The sequence below is a fragment of the Microbacterium caowuchunii genome (assembly GCF_008727755.1).
GTDB classification, from domain to species: domain Bacteria; phylum Actinomycetota; class Actinomycetes; order Actinomycetales; family Microbacteriaceae; genus Microbacterium; species Microbacterium caowuchunii.
Genome location: NZ_CP044231.1, coordinates 394,078 through 420,579, shown reverse-complemented (window position 1 = coordinate 420,579; position 26,502 = coordinate 394,078). Strand labels below are relative to the sequence as shown.

At 71.8% G+C, this 26,502-nt stretch carries 19 protein-coding genes; 13 read left to right on the top strand and 6 right to left on the bottom strand.

Going from position 1 to position 26,502, the window contains the following annotated elements:
• The first annotated feature begins 7 nt into the window (after positions 1 to 7).
• The 5 genes from F6J84_RS01930 (at position 8) to F6J84_RS01910 (ending at position 7,127) form a co-directional block, all read left to right on the top strand.
• Positions 8 to 1,162, top strand: coding sequence for an ABC transporter substrate-binding protein (locus F6J84_RS01930; RefSeq protein WP_150970949.1), 1,155 nt, complete (start codon positions 8 to 10; stop codon positions 1,160 to 1,162).
• A 68-nt stretch (positions 1,163 to 1,230) separates the two neighbouring features.
• Positions 1,231 to 2,538, top strand: a complete 1,308-nt coding sequence (locus F6J84_RS01925) for an aspartate aminotransferase family protein (protein WP_150970947.1) — start codon at positions 1,231 to 1,233, stop codon at positions 2,536 to 2,538.
• An 88-nt stretch (positions 2,539 to 2,626) separates the two neighbouring features.
• Positions 2,627 to 4,165: a CoA-acylating methylmalonate-semialdehyde dehydrogenase gene (locus tag F6J84_RS01920; protein WP_191905728.1), complete on the top strand. Its 1,539-nt coding sequence runs from the start codon at positions 2,627 to 2,629 to the stop codon at positions 4,163 to 4,165.
• 223 nt (positions 4,166 to 4,388) lie between these two features.
• A complete protein-coding gene (locus F6J84_RS01915) occupies positions 4,389 to 5,837 on the top strand; it encodes a DUF6421 family protein (RefSeq protein WP_150970943.1) in 1,449 nt (482 codons plus the stop codon).
• Positions 5,838 to 6,059: 222 nt separating this feature from the next.
• Complete coding sequence (locus F6J84_RS01910; protein WP_150970941.1) at positions 6,060 to 7,127, top strand: threonine aldolase family protein; 1,068 nt, start codon at positions 6,060 to 6,062, stop codon at positions 7,125 to 7,127.
• Positions 7,128 to 7,208: 81 nt separating this feature from the next.
• Here F6J84_RS01910 and F6J84_RS01905 read toward each other — a convergent pair whose 3' ends face one another.
• The gene (locus F6J84_RS01905) at positions 7,209 to 8,054 is read right to left on the bottom strand and encodes an AlbA family DNA-binding domain-containing protein (protein WP_238702561.1); all 846 of its coding nucleotides are present in this window, start codon (positions 8,052 to 8,054) and stop codon (positions 7,209 to 7,211) included.
• A complete protein-coding gene (locus F6J84_RS01900) occupies positions 8,051 to 8,674 on the bottom strand; it encodes an NUDIX hydrolase family protein (protein ID WP_150893442.1) in 624 nt (207 codons plus the stop codon). The genes F6J84_RS01905 and F6J84_RS01900 overlap by 4 nt, the downstream gene beginning before the upstream one ends.
• 77 nt (positions 8,675 to 8,751) lie before the next feature.
• Here F6J84_RS01900 and F6J84_RS01895 point away from each other — a divergent pair, with 77 nt between their 5' ends.
• From F6J84_RS01895 to F6J84_RS01875, 5 genes are all read left to right on the top strand, one after another.
• Entirely contained in the window at positions 8,752 to 9,411 is a 660-nt protein-coding gene (locus tag F6J84_RS01895) for an alpha/beta hydrolase (protein WP_150970939.1), read from the top strand.
• A gap of 186 nt (positions 9,412 to 9,597) precedes the next feature.
• The gene (locus tag F6J84_RS01890) at positions 9,598 to 11,199 is read left to right on the top strand and encodes an ABC-F family ATP-binding cassette domain-containing protein (protein WP_150970937.1); all 1,602 of its coding nucleotides are present in this window, start codon (positions 9,598 to 9,600) and stop codon (positions 11,197 to 11,199) included.
• A 126-nt stretch (positions 11,200 to 11,325) separates the two neighbouring features.
• Entirely contained in the window at positions 11,326 to 12,840 is a 1,515-nt protein-coding gene (locus F6J84_RS01885; RefSeq protein ID WP_150970935.1) for an HNH endonuclease signature motif containing protein, read from the top strand.
• Between the two features lie 193 nt (positions 12,841 to 13,033).
• Positions 13,034 to 17,791: an ATP-dependent helicase gene (locus F6J84_RS01880; protein ID WP_150970933.1), complete on the top strand. Its 4,758-nt coding sequence runs from the start codon at positions 13,034 to 13,036 to the stop codon at positions 17,789 to 17,791.
• On the top strand, positions 17,784 to 18,584 hold the full coding sequence (locus F6J84_RS01875; RefSeq protein WP_150970930.1) for a DNA-formamidopyrimidine glycosylase family protein: 801 nt from the start codon (positions 17,784 to 17,786) through the stop codon (positions 18,582 to 18,584). The genes F6J84_RS01880 and F6J84_RS01875 overlap by 8 nt, the downstream gene beginning before the upstream one ends.
• Here F6J84_RS01875 and aqpZ read toward each other — a convergent pair.
• Positions 18,548 to 19,360, bottom strand: a complete 813-nt coding sequence (gene aqpZ / locus F6J84_RS01870) for an aquaporin Z (RefSeq protein ID WP_150893457.1) — start codon at positions 19,358 to 19,360, stop codon at positions 18,548 to 18,550. The genes F6J84_RS01875 and aqpZ overlap by 37 nt on opposite strands.
• 274 nt (positions 19,361 to 19,634) lie before the next feature.
• On the opposite strand from aqpZ, the gene F6J84_RS01865 reads away from it, so the two are divergent.
• From F6J84_RS01865 to F6J84_RS01855, 3 genes are read left to right on the top strand one after another with little or no spacing between them, the layout of a single operon-like run.
• Positions 19,635 to 20,042, top strand: a complete 408-nt coding sequence (locus tag F6J84_RS01865; protein WP_150893459.1) for a transferase — start codon at positions 19,635 to 19,637, stop codon at positions 20,040 to 20,042.
• Positions 20,043 to 20,088: 46 nt separating this feature from the next.
• Positions 20,089 to 20,820, top strand: a complete 732-nt coding sequence (locus F6J84_RS01860) for a LysR family substrate-binding domain-containing protein (RefSeq protein WP_150970928.1) — start codon at positions 20,089 to 20,091, stop codon at positions 20,818 to 20,820.
• A gap of 19 nt (positions 20,821 to 20,839) precedes the next feature.
• A complete protein-coding gene (locus tag F6J84_RS01855) occupies positions 20,840 to 21,571 on the top strand; it encodes a glutamine amidotransferase-related protein (RefSeq protein ID WP_150970926.1) in 732 nt (243 codons plus the stop codon).
• Here the strand turns inward: F6J84_RS01855 and F6J84_RS01850 are convergent.
• Genes F6J84_RS01850 through treY form a run of 3 tightly spaced genes read right to left on the bottom strand, consistent with a single transcriptional unit; the run spans position 21,546 to position 26,502 of the window.
• Positions 21,546 to 22,334: a tryptophan-rich sensory protein gene (locus tag F6J84_RS01850; RefSeq protein WP_150970924.1), complete on the bottom strand. Its 789-nt coding sequence runs from the start codon at positions 22,332 to 22,334 to the stop codon at positions 21,546 to 21,548. The genes F6J84_RS01855 and F6J84_RS01850 overlap by 26 nt on opposite strands.
• 53 nt (positions 22,335 to 22,387) lie before the next feature.
• Complete coding sequence (gene treZ / locus F6J84_RS01845) at positions 22,388 to 24,130, bottom strand: malto-oligosyltrehalose trehalohydrolase (protein ID WP_150970922.1); 1,743 nt, start codon at positions 24,128 to 24,130, stop codon at positions 22,388 to 22,390.
• Entirely contained in the window at positions 24,127 to 26,502 is a 2,376-nt protein-coding gene (gene treY, locus F6J84_RS01840) for a malto-oligosyltrehalose synthase (RefSeq protein WP_150970920.1), read from the bottom strand. Before treY ends, treZ begins: the two co-directional genes overlap by 4 nt.

Sequence of the window (26,502 nt, the reverse complement as noted above, 5' to 3'; positions counted from 1 at the left end):
GAACGACATGAGACACAGCACACGCCGCATGCTCGCGGCCGCGTCCCTCGCCGCCGTCGGCACTCTCGTTCTCGCCGCCTGCTCCGGCGGCTCGAGCGGTTCGGATCCCGCGGACGCCGAAGACGGCGGCGACCTCACGCCGGTCACCCTGCAGCTGCAGTGGCTGCCTCAGGGGCAGTTCGCGGGCTACTTCGCCGCGATGGAGCAGGGGTACTTCGAGGAGGAGGGGCTGGATGTGGAGATCATCCCCTCCGGCGGGGACATCGTCCCCCAGGACGCCCTCGCCGCCGGCGACGTCGACTACGCCATCGCGTGGGTCCCGAAGGTCCTCGGTTCCATCGAGGCGGGCGCCGAGCTCACCAACATCGCGCAGATCTTCCAACGCTCCGGCACCCTGCAGGTGGCCTGGGCGGACTCCGACATCACCTCCGTCGCGGACTTCGAGGGCAAGAAGATCGGCTCGTGGGGCTTCGGCAACGAGTGGGAGATCTTCGCGGCGATGGCCGCGGAGGGACTCGACGCGACGACGGTCGAGATCATCACGCAGGACTTCAACATGAACGCGTTCCTGCAGGGCGACATCGACGCGGCGCAGGCGATGACCTACAACGAGTACGCCCAGCTCCTGGAGACCGTGGACCCGGACACCGGGGAGCTCTACACGCCGGACGACTTCACGGTGATCAGCTACGAGGACACCGAGGGGGCGATGCTGCAGGACGCCATCTGGGCCGACACGCAGCGGCTCGAGGACGACACCGAGTACCAGGAGACGACGGTCGCCTTCCTGAAGGCCGTCGTCAAGGGGTGGGCGTACGCCGCACAGAACCCCGAGGAGGCCGCGGAGATCACGATCGCGGAGGGCTCCGGCTGGGGGCCGAGCCACGAGCTGTGGATGGTGAACGAGACGAACAAGCTGATCTGGCCGTCGGAGTCCGGGATCGGCATCATCGACGACGCCGCGTGGCAGCGGACGGTCGCGGGTGCCCTCGCCGCCGTGAACGAGACCGGCGCCCATCTGATCACCGCCGAACCGCCCGCGAGCGCATACTCGAACGAGTGGATCCAGAAGGCGCTGGACGAACTGGCGGACTCGGGAGTCGACCTCACCGGTGAGGACTTCTCCCCGGTCGAGGTGACCCTGCAAGAGGGCGGGCAGTAGCCGCTCTCCGGCCGGGCGGACCCGATCCGCCCGGCCGGATCCCCGCAACGACGCGAAGGACGACAGACATGACCGCAGACCCCGAACTCGACCGGCTCGCCTACGACCTCGACCGGGCGCACGTGTTCCACTCCTGGTCCGCTCAGGCGGCGCTCGACCCCCTGGTGATCGCCGGGGGACGCGGCACCCGCGTGTGGGACCATGCCGGGCGCAGCTACCTCGATTTCTCCAGCCAGCTGGTGAACGTCAACATCGGGCATCAGCATCCGGCTGTCGTGGACGCCATCCGGGAGCAGGCCGCGCAGTTGACCACGATCGCGCCGTCCACGGCGAACCTCGCCCGCGGGCAGGCCGCCGAGCGCATCGTGGCACGCGCCCCCGAGGGCTTCTCGAAGGTGTTCTTCACCAACGGCGGCGCCGACGCCGTCGAGAACGCGATCCGGATGGCACGCCTGCACACCGGCCGGGACAAGGTCCTCTCCCGCTACCGCTCGTACCACGGCAACACCGGGGCGGCGATCGTCGCGACCGGCGACTGGCGCCGCATCCCGAACGAATTCGCGCGCGGGCACGTGCACTTCTTCGGCCCCTACCTCTACCGGTCGGAGTTCTGGGCGACGACGCCGGAAGAGGAGTGCGCGCGGGCGCTGCACCATCTGGAGCGGGTCGTGCAGGCGGAGGGACCCACCGGCATCGCCGCGATCATCCTGGAATCGATCCCGGGCACCGCCGGTGTCCTGCTCCCCCCGCCCGGATACCTGGCGGGGGTCCGGGCGATCTGCGACCGGTACGGCATCCTGCTGATCCTCGACGAGGTCATGGCCGGCTTCGGCCGCACCGGGCGCTGGTTCGCCTTCGACGGGCACGACGTCGTGCCGGACCTCATCACCTTCGCGAAAGGCGTCAACTCGGGCTACGTCCCGATCGGCGGGGTCATCATCTCCGACCCCATCGCCGCGACCTTCGACGACCGGGTGTTCCCCGGCGGACTCACCTACTCCGGGCATCCGCTCGCCGCCGCCTCCGTCATCGCGACGCTCGACGCGATGGAGTCGGAGGGGATCGTGGAGAACGCCCGCCGGATGGGGGCCGAAGTCATCGGTCCGGCGCTCGCGGGTCTCGCCGAGCGGCACCGCGCCGTCGGCGAGGTGCGCGGCGAGGGCGTGTTCTGGGCCCTCGAGCTGGTCGCCGACCGGGAGACCCGGGAACCGCTGCCCGCGGCGGCGATGGGAGCGCTCAAGAAGGACCTCGTCGCGCGGGGACTGCTCCCCTTCGTCCAGGACAACCGCATCCACGTCGTCCCGCCCTGCGTCGTGACCGATGACGACGTCGCCGAGGCCGTGTCGATCTACGACGCCGCGCTGGGGGCGCTGTGACCGGAGCGGACGCACCTGTCCACGACGCGAAAAGACCCGGACCGCCCGGCCGCGACCTCGTGGACACTCGATCCGTGGGACCCCGGGGATGCGCCGCCGCACCCCGACAGCCGTGAAGGAAGAAGGAGAGACCGTGACCGAGATCCTCGACCATTGGGTCGGCGGGGCCGCCTGGCAGGGCGCGTCCACCCGCACCGCACCGGTGTACAACCCGGCGCTCGGAGCCGTGCAGAAGGAGGTGCGACTGGCCGGTACCGCGGATGTGGACGCCGCCGTGGCCGCGACCGCCGCCGCGTGGCCGGCGTGGCGGGACACCTCCATCGCCAAGCGGACCTCCGTGCTGTTCGCCTTCCGCGAGCTGCTGAACGCACGCAAGGACGAGCTCGCCGCCATCCTGACCGCGGAACACGGCAAGGTGCTCTCCGACGCCCTCGGCGAGATCGCACGCGGGCTCGAGGTCGTCGACTTCGCCTGCGGCGTCGGCCACCTCACCAAGGGCACCTACTCCGAGAACGTCTCCAGCGGCGTCGACGTCTACACCGTGCGTCAGCCGATCGGCGTCGTCGGCGTGATCAGCCCGTTCAACTTCCCCGCGATGGTACCGATGTGGTTCTTCCCCATCGCGCTCGCCGCGGGGAACGCCGTCGTGCTCAAGCCCAGCGAGAAAGACCCGACGGCATCCATCTGGATGGCGCAGCTGCTGCGCGAGGCGGGCCTCCCCGACGGGGTGTTCACCGTGGTCAACGGCGACAAGGAGGCGGTCGACGCGCTGCTCGTACATCCCGACATCCGGTCGATCTCGTTCGTCGGCTCCACTCCCATCGCGCAGTACATCTACCAGACCGCCGCGACGCACGGGAAGCGGGTGCAGGCGCTCGGCGGGGCGAAGAACCACATGCTCGTCCTCCCGGACGCAGACCTCGACCTCGCCGCCGACGCGGCCGTCAACGCCGGGTTCGGATCCGCCGGCGAGCGCTGCATGGCCGTGTCCGTCGTGCTCGCGACGGAGCAGATCGCGGACGCACTCGTGGAGAAGATCACCGAGCGCATGGCGACCCTGCGCACCGGCGACGGAACGCGCGGCTGCGACATGGGACCGCTGATCACCCGCGAGCACCGCGACAAGGTCGCCGGGTACCTGGACGTCGCCGCATCCGACGGGGCAACCGTGGTCGTGGACGGCCGGGGGGTGGAGGTCGACGGCGACGCCGACGGGTTCTGGCTCGGTCCCACGCTCATCGACCGGGTACCGCTGGATTCCGCCGTGTACACGGACGAGATCTTCGGTCCGGTCCTCTCGATCGTGCGGGTGGAGGGCTATCAGGACGGCCTCGACATCATCAACCGGGGCCGGTACGGCAACGGCACCGCCATCTTCACCAACGACGGCGGCGCAGCCCGGCGGTTCCAGCGCGAGGTCCAGGTGGGGATGGTGGGCGTCAACGTCCCCATCCCGGTGCCCGTCGCCTACCACTCGTTCGGCGGCTGGAAGGCGTCGCTCTTCGGCGACGCGAAGGCCTACGGGCCCCAGGGGTTCGAGTTCTTCTCCCAGGAGAAGGCGATCACCTCGCGGTGGCTGGATCCCTCGCACGGCGGCCTGAACCTGGGGTTCCCGCAGAACGCCTGACCGGCGCGCGCGGGGCGCCGGCTGGAGCGCTGGCGTGCGCAGCGCTGGCGTGCGCAGCGCTCGCGTGCGCGTGCTGGGCGCGCCGCGCTGCGTGCGCGTGCTGCGTGCGCGCGCCGGGAGCCGAGGACGTCGGGGTGGGCGCGCAGGATGTGGACGGATAGCCTGAGGGAGTATGCAATCCGTATCGGATGACCCGTCCTCACCTTGCAGATCGGAGGTTCCCATGTCCATCAACGCCGCGCACCCCACCCGTGCACACAAGGCGATCGTCGGCGAGCCCGAGGTCGTCGAGGACATCCGTGACCTCGCCCGCGACGTCGAGGACGACCCGTCGTGGATGCTGCTCAAGGACGCCGCGATCGCGCTGCAGGCGCTGCAGGCCCGGGACGGCTCGGTACCCGATCAGGGCGACGTGCTCGCCGCGCGGATGCACGTCGAGCAGATCGTGGCGGCCGTCCGCGAGCTCGCCCCGCGTTTCCCGCACGACGCCGCCTACCTGGACGCGCTCGCCGGGGACCTGCTGCGCTGGTCCGCCGAAGGGTTCGGCGTGCCGGACTTCTTCGACTCGCTCGTCGCCTTCCAGCCGCAGGAGCACCGCATCGACGGACTCCGCCACCTCGTCGTCTTCCCGATGTACACGCAGAACGGCTCTCCGGACCGGCATCTGGAGGCCGTGCTCGTGGAGGTGATCTGGCCGGAGTTCATCGCGTCCCTCGAGAGCGAGTACACCAACCGCCTGTTCGTCTCCCTCCGGCTCGTGGACTTCACGCCCGGCTACGACACGAACTCGGCCGTGCTCTTCCCCGAGACGGTGGCCATGCGGGAGGTGCCCACCTTCACCTGGGGAGCCATCTTCCAGGACCGCGAGGCCGCGCGATACCGACGCGTGGTGGCCGCCGCATCCGAGATCACCCACCTCGATCTGCCCGAGGACGCGGCCCGGATGCTGAATGATCAGGCGCTGACGGAGCAGACCTTCGTGATGTGGGACATCATCCACGACCGCACGCACATGCGCGGGGACCTGCCGTTCGACCCGTTCATGATCAAGCAGCGGATGCCGTACTTCCTCTACGCGCTCGAGGAGCTGCGCTGCGATCTCACCGCGTTCCGCGAGTGCGTCCGCATCCGGGAGCGGCTGGAGGGACGGATCCGGGCGGGCGAGGAGCTGAGTGACCCCGAGCAGGAGATGCTCCGGCACGCGGCGCTCGCACTGTACGCGGTGGTGCTCGACCGGATCTTCCGGTTCGCCATCACCGGCTCGCGGGTGCGCAACTACGACGGCCTCGGCGGGCAGCTGCTGTTCGCCTGGCTCCACCGCCACGGGGTGCTGCACTGGACGGACACGCGCCTCACGATCGACTGGGAGGCCATCCCGGATGTCGTCGTCGCCCTGGCGGACGCCATCGACCGGCTGTACTGGGAATCGATCGACCGGCCCAAAACCGCGCACTGGCTCGCGGCGTACGAACTGGTGCGGGGAGTGCTCACCCCGCATCCCGCCTCGCGCTGGGCGCGTGGGCTCCCGGAGGAGATCCTGGCCGGGCCGCCGTCCGGGTACACGGACGCGGTCCGTGAGGACGAGTTCCCGCTGTCGATGTTCTACGAGGCGCTGGAGAAGAAGATGCGTCCGGTGATCGCCTCCACGGAGGGCATCCGCGGCACCGACTGACGCCGCCTCCCGCCCGAACCGCGCCGCCGGTGCGGTTCGGGCGGGAGGTCAGCCGGTCTTCTCCGACAGAACTCCTGCACCCTGCCCCTCCTTCCGGTGGCCGCAACCCCAGGATCGAGTTCTGCAGGAGTTGTGCACCGCCCGGCCGACCCAAACTCGTGCCGGGCAACGCCCCGCACCCTCGTTCCCGGCGCCGTCCCGTGCGTCGTAGATTGGATACCCGTGACCACTCTGCATGACCCCGCCGTGCGCGGCTTCGCCTCCGACAACTACTCCGGCGTGCACCCCGACGTGCTCGCCGCGATCGCCTCCGCCAACACGGGCCACCAGGTCTCCTACGGTGAAGACGTCTACACCGCGCGCCTGCAGCAGGTGCTCGCCGCGCACTTCGGCGCCGGCGCGGAGGGGTTCCCCGTCTTCAACGGCACCGGGGCCAACGTCACCGCCCTCCAGTCGATGCTGCCCCGCTGGGGCGCCGTGATCTGCGCGACCACCGCGCACATCAACGTCGACGAGGGCGGCGCGCCGGAGCGCGTGGGCGGGATGAAGCTGCTCACGGTCCCCTCCGCGGACGGCAAGCTCACCCCGGAACTCGTCGACCGCGAAGCATGGGGATGGGGCGACGAGCACCGCGCTCAGCCGTCGGTCGTCTCGATCACCCAGTCCACCGAGGTCGGAACGCTGTACACCGCCGAGGAGGTGCGGGCCCTCGCCGACCACGCGCACGGACACGGGATGCTGCTGCACATGGACGGGGCACGCATCGCCAACGCGGCTGCCGCCCTGGACCTGCCGCTCGCCGCGTTCACCCGCGATGCCGGCGTCGACGTGCTGAGTCTCGGCGGGACCAAGAACGGCGCCCTCGGCGCCGAGGCCATCGTCGTCCTGAACCCGGAGGCATCCGCCGGTCTCACCTACCTGCGCAAGCTCAACATGCAGCTCGCCTCCAAGATGCGCTTCCTGTCGGCGCAGCTCGTCGCCCTGTTCGAGGGTGACCTGTGGCTGCACAACGCGCGGCACGCGAACGCCATGGCGACGCGTCTGCGTGCAGGACTCGAGGCGGGACTGGCGGATGGATCGGTGCGCGGCGTGACGTTCACCCAGCCCACGCAGTCGAACGGCGTCTTCGCCACGCTCCCCGCCGGGGTGGCCGACCGGCTCCGGGAGTCCTTCCGCTTCTACGACTGGGACGAGTCGATCGGCGAGGTGCGCTGGATGTGCACGTTCGACACCACCGAGCACGACGTCGACGCCTTCATCGCCGGGATCTCCCGCGAGACCGCCGGCTGAGCGGACGACCTCGACCACGGCCGGCCGGGATCCACCGCACGCCCGGTCGGGACGCGCTCGGCCGGCCCGCGCCTGCTCCGCTCAGCGGGGCAGGCGCCGGCCGAGGAGAGCGGTCGCGATGGTCGGCTTGAAGCGTCGCGCGACGTAGGCCACGGCCTCGTCGACGCGCAGGGCGCGGGTCGAGTTCCCCACCCGCACCCACAGATCGGTGCTGCCTCCCCCGGAGGTCTGCGTGAGGAAGACGGGCGCGGACGACGGCGGCACCTGCACGACACACACGCTGTCGTCCCCCGCGACGGCTGCGAACCGGATGCGGGGCAGCGTCGCCGCGTTGCGACCGAGCACCGACACGAACAGGTCGCGCAACCACAGCTCGAACCGGTCGTGGTCGGGATGGCGCAGAGTGGCCAGGTCCCGTTGGAGCCCGACCGGACGCCCGTCGTCGTCCGCGCCGATGACGAGGACGCCGCCGTCGCTGTTGAGGAACGCCGCCACCGTCTTCACGATGGCGAGCTCCATCCGCGCGTCTTTCTTGTCCTCGCGGACGTTCCAGCGCGCGGTCTCCTTGAACTCGACCCGGTCCGACTCCCCGGCCGCGAGCACCGCGGCGACATCCACGTCGTCACGGCCGCGACGCAGGGCCGCGGCGATACCGGCGACGACGAAGGAGAGGGCGACGCTCGACCCGATCACGATCAGCAGCGTGGCTGCCATCCACAGCCGCTGGCCGTACAGGAACAGCCCGGCGACCAGCATCCCGGCGCTCATCCCGAGGACGGCCACGATGATCATGACGGCGAGGCTCAGCGGCAGGCGCCGACCGAAGAGGGCGCGGATGCCGCGGGCCACGAGGTAGGCCACGAGCAGCACGATCGGCAGTGCCACCCCGAACTCGATGAGCAGGGGGCTGGCGGGCGACGCGATCACCTCAGAGCGCCGACGGAGGCCAGTCCGAGGCGCACGAGCGTGCCTCGACCGCCCTCCATCTCTGCGGAGAGCGTGTCGGATGCGGCCTCGGCCGGATCCATCCAGGTGACCTCGAGGGCGTCCTGGCGCGGTTCGCAGGTGCCGGTGACCGGCACCACGAAGGCCAGCGACACGGCGTGCTGCCGGTCGTCGTGGAAGGCGCTGACACCCGGGATGGGGAAGTACTCCGCCACCGTGAACGGGGTCGGCGACAGCGGCAGGAGCGGGAAGGCCATCGGTCCGAGGTCGTTTTCGAGATGACGGAACAGGGCGTCGCGGATCGTCTCGCCGTAGCGCACGCGTCCGGAGACGATCGTGCGCGTGATCTCCCCGAGGGGCGTCGCACGCAGCAGGATGCCGACCTGCGTGACCGCACCGAGCCCGTCGGTGCGCACCGGCAGGGCCTCCACGTAGATCATCGGGAGCCGCCGGCGCATCTCGGCCAGCTCGACGTCGCTCAGCCAGGCCGGATTCGTGGCGCTTCCGGGGAGCGACCCGCGTCCTTCGCCGAAGTCGAGGGACTCGCGCCCGTCGTCGTCGTCGCGCTCGTTCGGATCGGGATCGGGGGTTCGAACCGGCATGTCTCCTGTATACCCCACCGCGCGCCGGCGACCCTCCACGCCTCGCGACTGTCGGTGCACGATGTCAGGATGGAGCGGTGGACCTCTCCGACGCGCTGAACGACGATGTCGTGCTCTGGTCGACCGATGCTCGTGCAGGCCTGCCGCTGCTGGTGCTGCTGCACGGCTACGGCGCGGACGAACGCGATCTGTTCGGCCTCGTCCCGCACCTCCCGCCCGGCTTCGCGTATGCGGCCGTGCGCGCGCCGCTCGCGCCGCCGTTTCCCACCCCGGGGCACTCCTGGTACCCGATCGAGGGGCTCGAGAGCCGCGATCCGCGGCACGTCACCGATGCGGCCGCCCGGCTCGTCGAGTGGCTGGAGGCACGGACGGATGCCCCGGCGACCGGCCTGCTCGGGTTCTCCCAGGGCGGCGCCGTGGCACTGCAGGCGCTGCGTCTGCAGCCGGAGCGGTTCTCGTTCGCGGTGAACCTCAGCGGGTACGCGATGCCCGGCCCCCTTCCCGGCGACGACATCCTCGCCGAACGGCGCCCGCCGGTGTTCTGGGGTCGCGGCACGCACGACGACGTCATCCCGGGCCAGCTCATCACGCACACGGTGGAGTGGCTGCCGGCGCATTCGACGCTGAGCGGTCGGGTGTACCCCGGCATGGGGCACAGCGTGTCACAGGACGAACTGGTCGATGTGCGGCGCTTCCTCGACCTGCAGTTCGACGCGATCACTGCTGCGGGCGCCTGACCCGGACGGGTCTGGTGCAGGTCGCGGGTCCGCGGGTATCGTGATGGTTCCTGTTCCCGAGCGAAAAGGCTTCCTCCGGTGATTTCCTTCGACGGCCCCGCGTCCACGCGCTGACCCCGTCGATCACCGTGCCCGCATGACGGGCACCCGGGTGTCAGTGCTTCCCCGACACCCCCCGGAGGCACCATGCCCACCCGCTCACCCGCCGTCGTCCTCGACCGCGTGTCCTTCTCATGGCCGGACGGCTCCCGCGCGCTGCGGGACGTGTCCGGCGCGTTCGGCACCGGCCGCACCGGACTCGTCGGCCGCAACGGCTCCGGCAAGACGACACTGCTGCGGATCATCGCCGGTGACCTGCGTCCGTCCTCCGGCCGCGTCACGGTGCCGGACGGGGTAGCGACCCTGCCGCAGCGGCTGACCCTGGACGCGGATCGTTCCGTTCCCGACCTCCTCGGCGTCACCGGGGTGCTCGCCGCCGTCCGCGCCGTCGAGTCCGGCGATGTACGCGCGGAGCTGTTCGACCTGATCGGCACGGACTGGGACGTGGAGGCGCGCGCGATCGCCGCACTGGCCGATGCCGGCCTCTCTGCGGACGCCCTCGACCGCTCGGCCTCCGGACTCTCCGGGGGCGAGGCGATGCTCGTGGCGGTCGCCGGCGTGCGGGCGCGCCGGGCTCCGCTCACGCTGCTGGACGAGCCGACGAACAACCTCGACCGCGACGCCCGCGAGCGGCTGGGCGCGATGCTGCAGGGATGGCCGGGCGCTCTCGTCGTGGTCAGCCACGACGTCGCACTGCTCGACCTCATGGACGAGACCGCCGAGCTCTACGACGATGCCCTGAGCACCTTCGGCGGCGGATATTCCGCGTGGCGGGCCTGGTTGGAGACCGAACAGGATGCGGCTCGCCGGGCCGAGCGGACCGCTGCTCAGTCGGTCCGGCGGGAGAAGCGCGAGCGCATCGAGGCCGAGACCAAGCTCGCCCATCGCGCACAGATGGGACACAAGGCGCAGATCGAGAAGCGCGTGCCCGGCATGATCTCCGGCGCGCGCAAGCGGGCCGCGCAGGTGTCTGCCGGGAAGATGCGCGGGCTCGTCGCGGACCGGGAGTCCGTCGCGCGGGCGTCCCAGGAGGCCGCGGAACGACGCATCCGGAACGACGACTCCGTGCGGGTCGATCTTCCGGATCCGGGCGTGGCCGCCGGACGGCGCATCGCGACCCTGGGCGACGGCGGGCGGACCTGGATCCTGCAGGGCCCCGAACGGATCGCCGTCATCGGGCCGAACGGCGCCGGCAAGACCACCCTCCTGGAGCGTCTCACCGGCTCCTCTGATGCGGCTCCCCCGCACCTCGGCGCGCTGCACGCCGAGGCGCACACCGACCGGGTCGCCTACCTGCCGCAGCGCCTGGACGGCCTCGACGATGCCGCATCGGTCCTGCAGAACGTGGCGACCACCGCGCCGCACCTGCCCACTGCGGAGTTGCGGAATCGGCTCGCTCGATTCCTCCTGCGCGGCGCCACGGTCGACCGCCCCGTCTCCGCGCTGTCGGGCGGGGAGCGTTTCCGGGTCTCGCTGGCCCGCCTGCTGTTCGCGGACCCCCCTCCGCAGCTCCTCGTGCTCGACGAGCCGACCAACAACCTCGACCTGGACACGGTCGACCAGCTCGTGGACGCCCTGTCCGGCTATCGCGGCGCCCTGCTCGTGGTGAGTCACGACGATGCGTTCCTCGCCCGGCTCGGCCTGGATCTGACCCTGGAGTTGCGCGGAGGCGCGCTGCGGGAGGTGTGAGCGGCGGGGCGGTGACCTGTCCTCCACAGGTGGCGTATTTGCGAGTTATCCACGGGTTTGAAACATCCCCTGATCTGGGGCTTCATCGGGGCGGGGAATGTCGGTGGCCCTCACCAGAATGGGGGTATGACGACATCGAGACTCCCCTTCGGCACGAGCGACGCGGACGCCGCCGTGCTGGCCGGGTTGGTGTCGACATCGCGGCAGGTGCTGGCGCAGAAGAACGCCGGTGATGCGGGCGAGGTCCGGTTCCTCGCCGACGCGGGAGCGTTCGCGCTGCGGCAAGCCGGGAAGAACTCCGTGCAGGCCAAGGAAATGGCGTTAAGGTCCGTCGCAGCGGAGATCGCGGCGGCGTGGCACGACTCCGACCGGTCCGTGCTCGCCCGGATGAACCGGGCGATGACCCTCGTCGACCACTACCCGGAGACCGTCACCGCGTACGAGCAGGGCCGGATCCTCCGCCGGCACGTGGATCTGGTCGTGGAATGCGGCACACCCCTGGATACGGAAGCGCGGGGGTTGTTGGATGCGGCCGCGGTCGTGCAGTGCGAACAGAACTCCCCCAACCGGGCGAGACCCCTGCTGCAGATGCTCGCCGAGTCGCTGCAGCCCCGCACCCTCACCGACCGGCACCAGGACGCGAGGGAACACCGCCGCGTCCGCGTCCTGCCGTTGGAGGACGGGATGGCGGAACTGATCGTCACGCTCCCGGTCACGCTCGCGCACGCCATCCTCGACCGGCTCACCCGGCAAGCGTCCGCAGTCAAGGACGTCCGGGAACGCGCACGGGTGGCGGCTAGGGCGGGTGCCGGTGCGGCGGGTGCGGTCGCGGAGCCGGAAAGTCTGGGTGCGGGTGCGGAGCAGGAAAGTCTGGGTGCGGGTGCGGAGCAGGAGAGTCTGATCGGGGTGGATGACGAGCCGGCACCCGCGGAAGTCCTCGCGTCGGACGAGCGGACCACCGATCAGATCCGCGCGGACCTGCTCGCCGACATGCTCCTGACCACCACCCCCGGTACCGACCCGCACCTCGATGGTGACGGAGCGGGCGGACTCGGCGCGATCCGCGCGGTCGTGCAGGTCACCGTCCCTGTGCTCACCCTCCTCGGGCGAAGCGACCTCCCCGCCGACCTCACCGGAACCTCCCCCATCGACCCGGCCACCGCTCGCACCCTCGCCGGGAATTCTCCGGGGCTCGACCGGATCCTGACCCACCCCATCACCGGAGCCGTGCTCACCACCGACCGATACCAACCGACCGCCGACCTGAAACGATTCCTCCGCGGCAGAGACCACCGCTGCCGATTCCCCGGCTGCCGCATGCCCGCCATCCGCTCCGACATCGACCACACCCGCGACCACGCCCACGGCGGACCCACCGACGCCGGAAACCTCGCCCACCTCTGCCGCGGACACCACACCCTCAAACACGCCACACCCTGGAAAGTCAGACAACTCCCCCACGGGATCCTGGAATGGACCTCCCCCGCCGGACACACCTACACCGACCACCCACCCGGACCCGCCCTCCCCGGCACCACCGCAACAGCCCTCACCAACACAGGCATCAGGACCGGCACACCACCCGGCACCGGCAGACCGTCGGTCACCTTCACCCCCGACGGCGAGCCGCCACCCTTCTGACCGTGACGTGACCGCCGCGCTGACGGTGACGTGACCGCCGCTGTTCCGGCACCACGCGACCGACAGCCGAGCGCACACGGTGCTGCCCGGCTCCCCGCCGAGAAGCGCATCCGCCGCCAGGATCGCCGCCGCTACTGTGCGCCGTGAGCGCAATCCCCGCCCACATGTCGGCGGTTGCGGTGAAGATGGTCGGGTGGGCGACGTGCTGCACCGGTTCTCCCCTGCCACGCAGGACTGGTTCCGCGGCGCCTTCCCCGAGCCGACAGCCGCGCAGGCCGGCGCCTGGGAGGCCATCTCACAGGGCAGGCACGCCCTCGTGGTCGCCCCGACCGGATCGGGCAAGACCCTCTCGGCCTTCCTCTGGGCGATCGACAGCGTGTTCCGAGAGCGGCAGGACGCCCCCGCCCAACCCGAGCAGGACCCGGGACGCGGGCGCCGCAAGCGACCCGAACGCGATCCCGCCCGCACCCGTGTCCTCTACATCTCCCCACTGAAGGCCCTGGGCGTCGACGTGGAGCGGAACCTCCGATCGCCGCTCGTCGGCATCGGCCACTCCGCGCGCCGCCTCGGCGTCCCCGCCCCGCAGGTCACGGTCGGCGTCCGCTCCGGGGACACCCCCTCGGCCGACCGCCGCAAGCTCGTCACCGATCCGCCCGACATCCTCATCACCACCCCCGAGTCCCTCTACCTGATGCTGACCAGCCAGGCGAAGGAGACGCTCCGCAACGTGCACACCGTCATCGTCGACGAGGTGCACGCGGTCGCCGCGACCAAGCGCGGCGCCCACCTCGCCGTCAGCCTCGAGCGCCTGGACGCCCTGCTCGATGAACCCGCGCAACGCATCGGACTGTCCGCGACGGTCCGCCCGATCGACGAGGTCGCCCGGTTCCTCGGCGGCGCCGCCCCGGTCGACATCGTCGCCCCGCGCGCGAGCAAGACCTTCGATCTGTCGGTCGTCGTCCCCGTCGACGACATGCTGAACCCGCCGCCCCCACCGGGCGAGGCTCCCCCGCCCGCAACCCCGGCCGCAGCGGAAGACCCGGACACGGATACGGAAGGCGACTGGTTCGCCCCGCCCGGCCCGCGGAGCGAGAACACCGAATCCACCGGCTCGCTCTGGCCCCACGTCGAGGAGGCGATCGTCGACCGCATCCTCCAGCACCGCTCCACGATCGTGTTCTCGAACTCGCGCCGCCTGGCCGAACGCCTCACCGCGCGCCTCAACGAGATCTACAGCGAGCGACTGGGGATCGACCTGCCGGAGGCCACGGTGCCGGCGGCGATGATGGCGCAGGCCGGAGCGACCGCCGGAGCCGACCCCGTGCTCGCGAAGGCCCACCACGGCTCCGTCTCCAAGGAGCAGCGGGCCATCGTCGAGGACGAGCTGAAATCCGGCGTGCTGCGCTGCGTCGTCGCCACCAGCAGCCTGGAACTCGGCATCGACATGGGTGCCGTCGACCTCGTGATCCAGGTCGAGGCGCCGCCCTCCGCGGCCTCAGGGCTGCAGCGCGTCGGTCGCGCCGGGCACCAGGTGGGCGAGATCAGCAAGGCAGCGCTCTTCCCCAAGCACCGCGGCGACGTGCTGCACACCGCGATCGTCACCGAGCGGATGCTCGCCGGCCAGATCGAAGCCATCCGGATCCCGCAGAACCCGCTGGACATCCTCGCCCAGCAGACCGTGGCCGCGACAGCGCTGGAGACGCTCGACGTCGAGGAGTGGTTCGAGACGGTGCGCCGCAGCGCCCCGTTCCGCACCCTGCCCCGCTCCGCCTACGAGGCGACGCTCGACCTGCTGGCCGGCCGGTTCCCCTCGGACGAGTTCGCGGAGCTCCGCCCCCGCGTGGTCTGGGACCGCGACCAGGGCACGATCACGGGCCGCCCCGGCGCGCAACGGATCGCGGTCACGAGCGGCGGCACCATCCCGGACCGCGGCCTGTTCGGGGTCTTCGTGGCCGGGGAGTCCCAGAACGCCCGGGTCGGGGAGCTCGACGAGGAGATGGTCTATGAATCGCGGGTGAACGACGTGTTCACCCTCGGCACGACCAGCTGGCGGATCGTGGAGATCACCCACGACCGCGTCAACGTGGTCCCCGCATTCGGTCAGCCCGGGAAGGTGCCGTTCTGGCACGGCGACGGCATCGGACGTCCCGCCGAGCTCGGTGAGGCGCTCGGGAGGTTCTCCCGGGAGGTCTCCGCCGCCGCCCCGGAGAAGGCGCGCGCCCGGCTCACCGAGGCCGGACTCGACGACCGCGCTCAGGACAACCTGCTCGCCTACCTCGCGGAACAGCGCGAGGCCACCGGATCGGTGCCCAGCGATCGCCAGCTCACGGTGGAACGCAGCCGCGACGAGGTGGGCGACTGGCGCGTGATCCTGCACTCGCCCTACGGGATGCAGGTGCACGCCCCCTGGGCGCTGGCGGTGAACGCCCGCATCCGGGAACGCCTGGGCGTCGAGGGTTCGGCGGTGGCCAGCGACGACGGCATCATCGCCCGGATCCCGGATGCGACCGCCGACCCGCCGGGCGCGGAACTGTTCGTCTTCGACGCCGACGAGCTCGACCGGATCGTCACCGACGAGGTGGGCGGCTCGGCACTGTTCGCGTCCCGCTTCCGGGAGTGCGCAGCACGGGCGCTGCTCATGCCCCGGACGAACCCGAACCGGCGCAGCCCGCTCTGGCAGCAGCGGCAGCGCTCCGCGCAGCTGCTGGAGGTCGCGCGCCGGCACCCCACGTTCCCGATCATCCTGGAAACGCTGCGGGAGGTGCTGCAGGACGTCTACGACCTGCCCGCGCTGATGCGCATCGCGCGGCAGATCGCGGACCGCCGCATCCGCCTCGTCGAGACCACCACGACGCAACCCTCGCCGTTCGCGCGCGATCTGCTCTTCGGGTACGTGGGCGCGTTCATGTACGAGGGCGACTCGCCCCTCGCCGAACGGCGCGCGGCCGCACTGTCCGTCGACCCGGGGCTGCTCTCGGAGCTGCTCGGCAAGATCGAGATGCGCGAGCTGCTGGACCCCGCCGTCATCGAGCAGTTCGAGCGCGAGGCGCAACGCCTCGCCCCGGACCGCCGAGCGAAGGGCCTCGAGGGCGTCGCCGACCTGCTGCGCATCCTCGGGCCGCTCGACGAGGCCGAGATCGCGGAACGCCTGCGCGGCACGGAGACCGAGGGAGAGGACGAGCCGGTTCCCGTCGCGGCCGACGCCGCGCTCGCGGCGGCGCACGCCGAATCACTCGTGCAGGCACGCCGCGCGATCCGGGTGAGCATCGCCGGAACCCCGCGGATCGCGGCCATCGAGGATGCCGGGCGCTTGCGGGACGCCCTCGGCGTCGCGCTCCCGGTGGGTGTGCCGCAGGCCTTCCTCGAACCGTTCCCCGACCCCTTCGGCGACCTCGTCGCCCGCCACGCGCGCACCCACGGTCCTTTCACCGCGGACGCGGTCGCCGCCCGTTTCGGCGTCGGCGTGGCTGTCGCCCGGCACGCACTGCAGCGCCTGGAGTCTTCGGGACGCGTCACGAGCGGATTCTTCCTCCCCGAGACCCGGGCACCGCAGCCGGACGAGACGGAGTGGTGCGACACCGAGGTGCTCCGCCGCCTGCGGATGCGGTCGCTCGCTGCCATCCGCGGGAGCGTCGAGCCCGTCCCGCCGGACTCGTTCGCCCGCTTCCTGCCGTCCTGGCAGCACCTCACCCGTCCGCTGGACGGCGTCGACGGGACCCTCATGGTCATCGAGCAGCTCGCCGGCGTCCCCCTCCCCGCGAGCGCCTGGGAGTCCCTCGTGCTGCCCTCGCGCGTGCGCGACTACGCACCCGGGATGCTGGACGAGCTCACGACGACCGGCGAGGTCCTCTGGGCCGGGCACGGCTCCCTCCCCGGCCGGGACGGCTGGATCTCCCTGCACCCCGCCGACACGGCGGCGCTCACCCTTCCGGAACCCGAGATCGACGTGCCCGCCGACTCCCTCGACGCGCGCGTGCTCGACGTGCTGTCGGCCGGCGGCGCTTATTTCCCCGCGCAGGTGCGCGCGCTGACGGAGGCGGAGAACGACCAGTCCGTTGTCGAGGCGCTCTGGCGGCTCGCCTGGTCCGGCCGGGTGACCAACGACACGTTCGCCCCGGTACGCGGGCTCCTCGCGGGCGGATCGCAGGCGCACCGCGTCGCCCGACGGGCGCCACGCGCCCGGATGTTCCGCGGGACCTCCCTGCCCCGGCCCACGGCGCCCGCCCGGTCCGCCACGGCGGGAGGACGCTGGTCCGTGCTGCCCGCGGCCGAGTCCGACCCCACCCTGCGGGCGACCGCCGCGGCCGGCCTCCTGCTCGACCGATACGGCGTCGTCACCCGGGGCGCTGTGCAGAACGAGGGGATCCCGGGTGGGTTCGCCCAGATGTACCGCGTGCTGTCCGGCTTCGAGGAGGCAGGGCACTGCCGCCGCGGCTATCTCATCGAGAAGCTGGGTGCGGCGCAGTTCGCCGCCTCGGCCACGATCGACCGGCTGCGCGAGTACGCGGCGCTCCCGGACCCACCGCCCCGCACGGCGGTCACCCTGGCCGCGACGGACCCCGCCAATCCCTACGGGGCGGCGCTCGGCTGGCCCGCGCGAGAGAGCGGCAAGCACCGCCCTGGCCGCAAGGCCGGCGCCCTCGTGGTGCTGGTCGACGGGGAGCTCGTGCTCTACCTCGAACGCGGCGGGAAGACCGCGCTGGCGTTCAGCGAGGACGAGGAGGAGCTGGCCGCCGCCACCCGTTCGCTCGCCACGACGGCCCGCGCGCGCGCACTCGAGACGCTGACGATCGAGCAGGTCAACGGGACGTTCGTGATCGGAGCGGCGATCGGGCGGATGCTGCGCGACGCCGGGTTCGTCGAATCCCCGCGCGGGATGACGCTGCGTCGGCAGACGGCGGGCGATGCGGTCCGAGCGACGCGGGAGCCCCTGGGGGGCACTCGTGCCTGAGGGCGACACCGTCTACCGCACGGCCCACCGGCTGGACGCAGCCCTCACCGGGCGCGAGCTCATCCGTTGCGACCTGCGGGTCCCGCGGGTGGCGACGGTGGACCTGCGCGGGGAGACGGTGCGGTCGGTGATCCCGCGCGGCAAGCACCTGCTCATCCGTGTGGGAGGGGTGAGCGTGCACTCGCATCTGAAGATGGAGGGCGAGTGGCACGTCTACGTGCCCGGCGCCCGGTGGCAGAAACCCGCGCACACCGCGCGCGCCGTCCTCGGCGTCCCCGGCGCGGATGCGGTGGGTTTCGACCTGGCGATGCTGGATGTCGTCCCGACGACGGACGAGCACGACCTGGTCGGGCACCTCGGACCGGATCCGCTCGCCGAGGACTGGGACCCTGCCGAGGCCGCGCGTCGGCTGGCGGCGGACGATCGCGCGGTCCACGTCGCGGTGCTCGACCAGCGGAACGTCGCGGGGTTCGGGAACGTGTACGCCAACGAACTGCTCTTCGTGCGCGGCATCGACCCCACCACGCCCGCCCGGGAGGTCGACACCACCGCCCTCATCGAGACCGGCGCACGGATGATGCGGGCGAACCGGGACCGCCCCGCCCGCACCTTCACCGGCGAGGATCGCCCCGGCCGCAGGATGTGGGTGTACGGCCGCGCGGGCAGGCCGTGCCGCCGGTGTGGCACTCTCGTGCGGGAGACCTCGCTCGGCGCGCAGCCGACGTCGGAACGTAACGTCTTCTGGTGTCCGCGCTGTCAGCGCCCGCGCTTCCCGTCGAACAGCATGCGGTAGCAGACGCCCGCGATCAGCGCCCCCACGATCGGGAAAACGATGAACGCCCACAGCTGCCCGAGCGCGTCCCCGCCCCCGTAAATGGCCGTCGCGATCGATCGGGCCGGGTTGACCGAGGTGTTGTCGACCGGGATGGTCGCGAGGTGGATGAGGGTCAGCGTCAGGCCGATCACCAGGCCGGCGAGGGCGGGGTTGCCCCGGGTGGGATGGGTCACGCCCAGGATCACCATGACGAAGAGCCCGGTGAAGAGGATCTCCACCACGACGGCCGAGCCGAAGCCGAACCCGCCCGGGGAGAGCTGATCCCAGCCGTTACTGGCGAAGCCGCCCTCCCGCGCGGCGTCGAACCACCCGTCCGGTCCGAACGCGCCGATCAGGGCGATCGCGCTGGTGCCGACGGCACCGCCCACGACCTGCGCGACGATGTACCCGATCGTGCTCTTCCAGGGGAAACGTCCCGCCGCGGCCAGCCCCAGCGTGACCGCGGGATTGAAGTGACCTCCGGAGATCGGGCCGAACGCATAGGCGCCCGCGACGATCGTGAGCCCGAACGCGAGGGCGACGCCGAGGAAGCCCACCCCCAGAGACGTGCCGTCCTCGCTCGCACCGAAGTCGGCCGCGAACAGTGCGGTGCTGATCGCGCCGAAGACGAGCACGAACGTCCCGAAGAACTCGGCCAGCAGGACCGCCGCGGCAGAGGGTCCGGCCGGGGCGGTGGAGGGAGTGTGGTCGAGCTCGGTCGCTTCGCGCGCCGGCTCCGGCCGGGGATCGCTCATCGCCCGCTCCCCCGCTCCGCAGTCACGTCGGCGCCGAGGCTTCGCGCCCGGACCGTTTCCGCCAGATCATGCATACCCATGGGTGGATCCCCTCGTTCGCGAGACGTGATCGGTTCCAGATGAGGTCATCATGGCCCCTTCTCGGCGGGGCCGCCAGAGCCGGCCCGCCCACATCCGTTCGGCGCGGCGCTCCGAATCACTTGCGCGGGAATGGAATCGGGGGGCAGGAGGTTATCTCAATGCTCGGCATCGGAAGGTGCCGGAGGAGGGAATCGTGGGCAAGAACTACATCGACATCGAGAACGACCGCGGCGAGACTCTGCGGTACCGCAAGCATGTCAACGGACGGGGCCTCGTGGCCAACGGCGCGAAGGTGCACCCGACGGCGTGCGTCGAAGCCGGCGCCTACGTCGAACCCGGCGTACAGATCGCCGCAGGCGCGTTCATCGGACGCGGCGCCTGGATCGAGAGCGATGTCGTCGTCGGCCCCAAGGCGCGCATCGCGCCGCACGCGCACATCATGTCGAAGGCCCAGCTCGGTCCGGGTGCGCAGATCGGCGTGCGTACGCAGGTGGGCGAGGGCGCGAAGGTGGCCGGGGGGTCACTCATCGGCGACGACCAGACCATCGGCGACGGCGAACGCGTCGCGACCGACCGACGCGGACTCCGCCTCGCGGCCTGATCCCGATCGGGCGGTGACGTCGCGGCGGGCGGGTTAGCCTGGCGTGATGGCAGGACACCGCAAGGGCAGACCCGCGACCGGACGCAAGAACCCCGGCCGCGGCAGCACCCCGGCACGCCCCGCGCCACCCCGAGCGGGTGCGCGTACGGCCCGCCCCGCGGATGCGCCCGCCGATCCGCCGCGCCCCGGCCCGTTCCGACTCGGCGCCGTCGCGGGTGCGACCCCCGGAAAATGGATCGACACCTGGTCCGAGCGGATGCCCCGGAACCCCCTCGAGCTCATCCCCCTCAGCGCCGAGGAACAGATACCGGCCGTCCACGCCGCCCTCGTGGACGCGGCGATCATCCGCCTCCCCGCCGACACCGGCGGGCTGCACGTCATCCGGCTCTACACGGAGGAATCCGTCGTGGTCTGCGCACGGGAGTCCCACCTCACCGTCGCCGACGAGCTCTCGGCCGCGGATCTCGCCGGGGAGACCCTGATCGTGCCCGCCGACGACGTGCTGGACGTGTCCGTCCCGGGCACGGTGGCGCCGCGGTTCCCCCGCCTGGAGACGACCGAGGACGCGATCGCGACGGTCGCGACGGGAGTGGGCATCACGATCGTGCCGATGTCGCTCGCCCGTCTGCACCGGCGCAAGGATGTGGAGCACCGACCGCTCCGGGACGGACCCACCTCGCCCGTCGCCCTGGTCTGGTCGGCGGAGCGCGAGGATCCGCTCGTCGACACGTTCATCGGCATCGTCCGCGGACGCACCGCGCGTTCGTCGCGCGGCTGACCCGCCTAGACTTTCCCGCATGGGAACGCGGCCTCTGCTCTACGTGTGCGTGCGGCCGCAGCAGGATGCGGCCGCGGGCGAGTACGCCTCGTTCCGCGCCGCTACCGGGCTCTCGCGCGAATCGCTCGAGTCCTGGGACCTCGTGCGGGCACCACTGCCCGACGACGCCCTGGACCGGTACGCCGGATTCCTCATCGGCGGCAGCCCGTTCAACGTCACCGAGCCCGACAAGTCCGCCGTGCAGGCGCGCGTCGAGGCGGACCTCGCGCGCATCGCGGCTGCGGCGCGGGAGGCGCGCACCGCGGCGATCTTCACCTGCTACGGCATCGGCGTCGTGACGCGGATGATGGGCGGCACCGTCACCCTCGACCGGCCCGAGTCCACGCAGGCCGCCGCCGTCCACCTCACCGACGCCGGGCGCGAGGATCCGATCCTCGGCGCGCTCCCCGACAGGTTCCACGCTTTCACCGCGCACAAGGAGGCCACCGAACGGCTTCCGGACGACGCGGTCCTGCTCGCCACCAACAACGATTGCCCGGTTCAGGCGTACCGCATCGGTGACCGCCTGTACGCCACGCAGTTCCACCCCGAGCCGTCACCGCACGACTTCGCCGCCCGGATGACGTTCTATCGGGATGCCGGTTACTTCGATCCCGCCGAGTTCGACGCGGTCGCCGAGCGGGTGCGCGCATCTTCCGTCGACGCCGCCGCCCTGCTGCACGCGTTCACGCGCGTGTTCGCAGACGCCTGACGACCGTCACACCGAGGATCAGCACGGCGACCACGATCGCGGCCACACCGATGACCGTGCTGCCGGGCTCGCCGCTGAGCCGTCCGACCGCCAGCCAGGACAGTCCCCACGCGAGTGCGAGCGACGGGGTGATCCGCCCACCGCTGGCCCACCCCATGATGCATCCGACGAGGGCGACGACAGCGAGGACGACCAGCCCCCACACGTCCGCCCCGGCCTCCCACTCCGACGGGGCGATCTGCGTCAGCCAGGCGGACGTGTTCGCCACGGTGGCCAGCGTCACCCACCCGAGGTGCAGGCCGGTGACCCCGTCGACGAGCACCGCCTCGAGCCAGCCGCTCGGGGGCGTCGCCACCGCGCGGCGGAACACGACCGCGAGGACGACCAGCAGCAGCACGATCGTCAGGACGGTCAGCGGAAGGGTCCAGAACTGCGCGGCGACGAGCCAGAGTCCGTTCAGCACCTCGCTGAGGGCGATACCCCAGCCGAGCGCACGCTGGCGCGGATCGTGCCGGCGCGCCGGGAACGCCTGCCAGATCGTGTACGCGACCAGCCCGATGTAGATGACCGACCAGATGGAGAACGCCGGGCTCGCCGGTGCCAGGTAGGACGCCTCGGCGGATAGGGCGCCGCCCTGCAGGTCCTCGACGGGCTGACCGCCGAGGAACCCGGAGCCGATGAGGGCCGCGATCAGCATGAAGCTGGTCGCGGAGATCACGGCGATCTGGCGGAGAAGGTCCCGGGGGGATCGGTCGGCGCTCATGGCCCCCACGTTACGGACCCGCGCGGCGCGGCTTCGGAGGGTTGACAGTACGGTCAGACCGGACCGACCACCACCGCAGAGTCGGGGGCGACGGTCACCACGCCGTCCGCGGTGCGCGCAGGCAGGGTCGCGAGGAGAACCTCGTCCGCCTCCTGGTCCAGCGGCACGTCCCACGGCTGCGCGGACAGGTTCACGAGCACGGCCACCCCGCCCCGTCGCAGCACGAAGCGACGGGCGTCGGGAGCGGCATCCGGATCCTCCGTCTGCGCGGCGAGACGGAAAGAGGCGGGATCGGTGAGCTCGGGGCGGCTGCGGCGCAGCCGCGCGAGCCGGCGGTACAGGTCCAGCAACCGCCCGTGATCGCCGGTATTCGCCTCCTCCCAGCGGAGGCGGGAGCGCTCGAACGTGGCGGGGTCCTGGGGGTCCGGGACGACCGACTCGTCCCACCCCATCCGCCCGAACTCCTCGGTGCGGCCCACCCGGACGGCTTCGCCGAGCCATTCCTCGGGGTGCGAGGTGAAGAACTGCCACGGCGTGGACGCACCCCATTCCTCGCCCATGAACAGCATCGGGGTCCCCGGGGCGGTGAGGGTCAGGACCGCGGCGACGGCCAGCCGGTCGGGCGAGAGGGTCGCGGTCAGGCGGTCGCCGGCAGCACGGTTCCCGATCTGATCGTGGTCCTGCGCGAAGGTCACCAAGCGCCAGGTGGGCACTTCGGCCGGCACCGGATGCCCATGCTCCCGGCCGCGGAACGAGGAATGGGTCCCGTCGTGGAAGAACCCGGCCGTCCACACTTTGGGCAGGGCGTCCGGGGAGGCGAAGTCGGCGTAGTACCCGGCGGTCTCCCCCGTGAGGGCGACGTGCACGGCGTGATGCCAGTCGTCGCTCCACTGCGCACCGAGACCGTAGCCTCCCGCCTCGCGGGGCAGGATGAGCGTCGGGTCGTTCATGTCCGACTCCGCGATCAGCGTGAGCGGCCGCCCGAGGTGGGCGGAGAGGGCGTCGGATGCCTCCGCCAGCTCACGGAGGATGTGCACCGGCTGTTCGTCGTGCAGGGCGTGCACCGCATCCAGGCGCAGCCCGTCCACGTGGTAGTCGCGCAGCCACATGAGGGCGTTCTCGATGATGAAGGACCGGACGGTGGGCTCGTCGAGGTCGATCGAGTCGCCCCAGGTGTTGCGGGAGCCCTCACGCAGGTAGGGGCCGAACTCGGGCAGGTAGTTGCCGGACGGGCCGAGGTGGTTGTATACGACGTCCTGCACGACCGCGAGCCCCGCGGCGTGCGCGGCGTCCACGAAGCGGGCGTACGCCGCGGGTCCGCCGTACGCCTCGTGCACCGTGTACCAGAGGACCCCGTCATATCCCCAGTTGTGCGTCCCGTTGACGCCGTTCACCGGCAGGAGCTCGACGTGGGTCACGCCGATGTCGACGAGGTGCCCGAGACGGGCCGCGGCGGCATCCAGCGTGCCCTCCGGGGTGAAGGTGCCGATGTGCAGCTCGTACACGATGCCGCCGGCGAGCTGGCGCCCCGTCCAGGAGTCGTCCGTCCAGGTGAAGGAGGCCGGGTCGACGTGTGCGGAGGCCGCGTGGACGCCGTCCGGCTGTCGCCGCGAGCGCGGATCGGGCCTGAGCTCCCCGTCGTCCAGGACGAAACCGTACCGCTCGCCGTCGGCGAGCGCGACATCCGCCCGCCACCATCCGTCGCCGGCCTCGGCCAGCTCGACGTCCCCGCCCGCCGACGGATCGGTCCGCCGCATCCGTACGCGCCCCGCCCGGGGTGCCCACACGTCGATCATGCGCTCCGTCCCGCCGTTCCTTCGTCCGATCCCACCGGCACCAGCAGGGCGACCGGGTATACCTCGAGGAGCGTCGCGAGCGGGACCTCGGACTCCTCGAACAGTCGGCCGGTGAGCGCGTCGAAGGCAGCGCCGGCCGGCCTGAGCAGGGTCGTGTCGTCCCAGCCCCCGCGCGCGGCGAGCCGGACCGGGAGCCGGGTCGCGACGGCCAGCGCCCCGCCCCGGTCGAACGCCACCGCGTGCTCGGCCGCGGTGCCGGTGACGGTCATCGGGGTATACCGCGTGAACAGCTCGGGCCGGTCGCGACGCAGGCGGAGCACCCGGGACGTGAGCAGCAGCTTGGCCGCTCCGGACTCGTCCACCTGTGGCGTCCGCCCCTGTGCGAGGGCGTCGTCGATCTCGGCGAGCATGCGCGCGCGCAGCCCGAAGTCGACCGGACGCCGGTTGTCCGGATCGACCAGCGACTGCTCCCACAGCTCCGACCCCTGGTACACGTCGGGAACCCCCGGACCCGCCAGCTGCAGGAGCTTCGCGGAGAGCCCGTTGCTCCACCCCGCCCGGACGATCTCGGCGACGAAGGCATCCAGCACCGGCGCAGCGGGCCCGTGCGCGGCATCCACGACGGCGTGCATGCGCGCCTCGAACTCCGCCACCGGAGCCCACCACCCGGTCGCCTCGGCGGCCTCCCTCGCCGCTTTCTCCGCGTAGGCGTGCAGACGCTCGGATGCGGCCGGCCAGGCGCCCACGATCGCCTGCCACAGCAGGGAGTCGAACGGGCCGTGGCCGGTCGAGGCGATCCCGCGCAGGGCACCGAGCACCTCGTCCCACCGCTCCGGTATCTCGGAGAGCACGTCCAGCCGGGCACGGACGTCCTCGCCCCGCTTGGTGTCGTGCGTGGTCAGCGCGGTCATCGATGCCGGCCAGGACGCCTGTCGCGTGATCTGCGCCGCGTGGAACCCGGCCGGGCTCACGGCGAACTCGGCCGGATCGCCGCCGACCTCGGTCAGCGAACCGAGCCGGGTGTAGCGATAGAACGCGGTGTCCTCCACGCCTTTGGCCATCACCGGGCCGGTCGTCTGCTGGAAGCGCTGGGCGAGCTCGGAGCGCGCGTCGGCCAGGAGCGGAGCGAGCTCGGCGATCGTCGAGGAGAGGTCGGGGCGCCGGGTGCGCGCATCGGCGACCGCCGCGTCCAGGTGCTCCCGGCCCGCCGGAAGATACGAGCGGTAGACCGGGAAGCAGGCCAGGATCTCGGCGAGCGCGTCCTCGGCGCGCGCGACCGGATGGGGCAGGCACCGCACGAGCCGGCGGATCTCCGCGACCTGGATGGTGTCGGCGATCATCCGCTTGGTGTCGTGGATGATCTCGGTCCAGCCCGGCGAGGGGACGAGGCCGGAGTCCGCGCGGAGCGCCGCATCCATCGCGTCCAGCGCAACCGCTCCCTCGGGGTCGATGAGGACGCGGTCGACGACGCCGAGGGCGTCGTACCCGGTCGTCCCCTCGGTCCGCCACCAGCCGGGGAGCGCCTCACCGTGCTCGAGGATCTTCTCCACCAGCACGTACGCGCCGCCCGAGGTGGTGGCGAGACGCTCGAGATAGCGTCCCGGATCCCGCAGTCCGTCGGGGTGGTCGATCCGCAGCCCGTCGACGAGGCCCTCCCGGACCCAGCGCAGGATCTCCGCGTGCGCGGCGTCGAACACGAGCGGGTCCTCGACGCGGACCCCGGCGAGCGTCGTCACGGCGAAGAAGCGGCGGTAGTTGAGCTCGCTCGCTTCGTCGCGCCAGTACATGAGCCGGTAGTGCTGGCGCTCGAGCACCGCGCCGACGGCGTCCGGCGCATCGGGGTCGATGCCCTCCAGCGAACCGGGCGCGAGGGGGAAGACGTGCTCGAAGTAGCGCAGCAGGCCGTCGGGCGCGTCGAGGGCGGGTGATGCGTCGATGGTGATGTCCCCGGCGACCTCCTCGAGCGGGGCGCCGAGCACCGGCACGGTCAGCCGGCCGGCATCCCAGTCGATGTCGAAGGCCGGAGCGTACGGCGAATCGCGCCCCTCCCGGAGGACGCCCCACCACCACGGGTTCTCCCGCGGGACCGAGATGCCCATATGGTTCGGCACGATGTCGGCGAGCACGCCGAGACCGGCGCCGTGCGCGGCGGCGGCGAACGCGTCGAGTCCGGCGGGCCCGCCTCGTGCCGGGTCCACCTGCGAGGGGTCCACGACGTCGTACCCGTGGTCGGAGCCCGTCGTCGCCCGCAGCAACGGCGACAGGTACGCCCAGGAGACGCCGAGGTCGCGCAGGTACGGAACGACCCGCGCGGCCTCGCCGAGCGGGAAGGCGGGACGGATCTGCAGTCGGTAGGTGGATGCCGGGCGCAC

Bases quoted from the DNA above. Each gene is read 5' to 3' on its own strand.
- F6J84_RS01930 (WP_150970949.1), top strand. From the start codon at position 8: ATGAGACACAGCACACGCCGCATGCTCGCGGCCGCGTCCCTCGCCGCC.
- F6J84_RS01925 (WP_150970947.1), top strand. From the start codon at position 1,231: ATGACCGCAGACCCCGAACTCGACCGGCTCGCCTACGACCTCGACCGG.
- F6J84_RS01920 (WP_191905728.1), top strand. From the start codon at position 2,627: ATGCGCCGCCGCACCCCGACAGCCGTGAAGGAAGAAGGAGAGACCGTG.
- F6J84_RS01915 (WP_150970943.1), top strand. From the start codon at position 4,389: ATGTCCATCAACGCCGCGCACCCCACCCGTGCACACAAGGCGATCGTC.
- F6J84_RS01900 (WP_150893442.1), bottom strand. From the start codon at position 8,674: ATGCCGGTTCGAACCCCCGATCCCGATCCGAACGAGCGCGACGACGAC.
- F6J84_RS01890 (WP_150970937.1), top strand. From the start codon at position 9,598: ATGCCCACCCGCTCACCCGCCGTCGTCCTCGACCGCGTGTCCTTCTCA.
- F6J84_RS01885 (WP_150970935.1), top strand. From the start codon at position 11,326: ATGACGACATCGAGACTCCCCTTCGGCACGAGCGACGCGGACGCCGCC.
- aqpZ (WP_150893457.1), bottom strand. From the start codon at position 19,360: ATGAGCGATCCCCGGCCGGAGCCGGCGCGCGAAGCGACCGAGCTCGAC.
- F6J84_RS01860 (WP_150970928.1), top strand. From the start codon at position 20,089: ATGGCAGGACACCGCAAGGGCAGACCCGCGACCGGACGCAAGAACCCC.
- F6J84_RS01855 (WP_150970926.1), top strand. From the start codon at position 20,840: ATGGGAACGCGGCCTCTGCTCTACGTGTGCGTGCGGCCGCAGCAGGAT.
- F6J84_RS01850 (WP_150970924.1), bottom strand. From the start codon at position 22,334: ATGAGCGCCGACCGATCCCCCCGGGACCTTCTCCGCCAGATCGCCGTG.
- treZ (WP_150970922.1), bottom strand. From the start codon at position 24,130: ATGATCGACGTGTGGGCACCCCGGGCGGGGCGCGTACGGATGCGGCGG.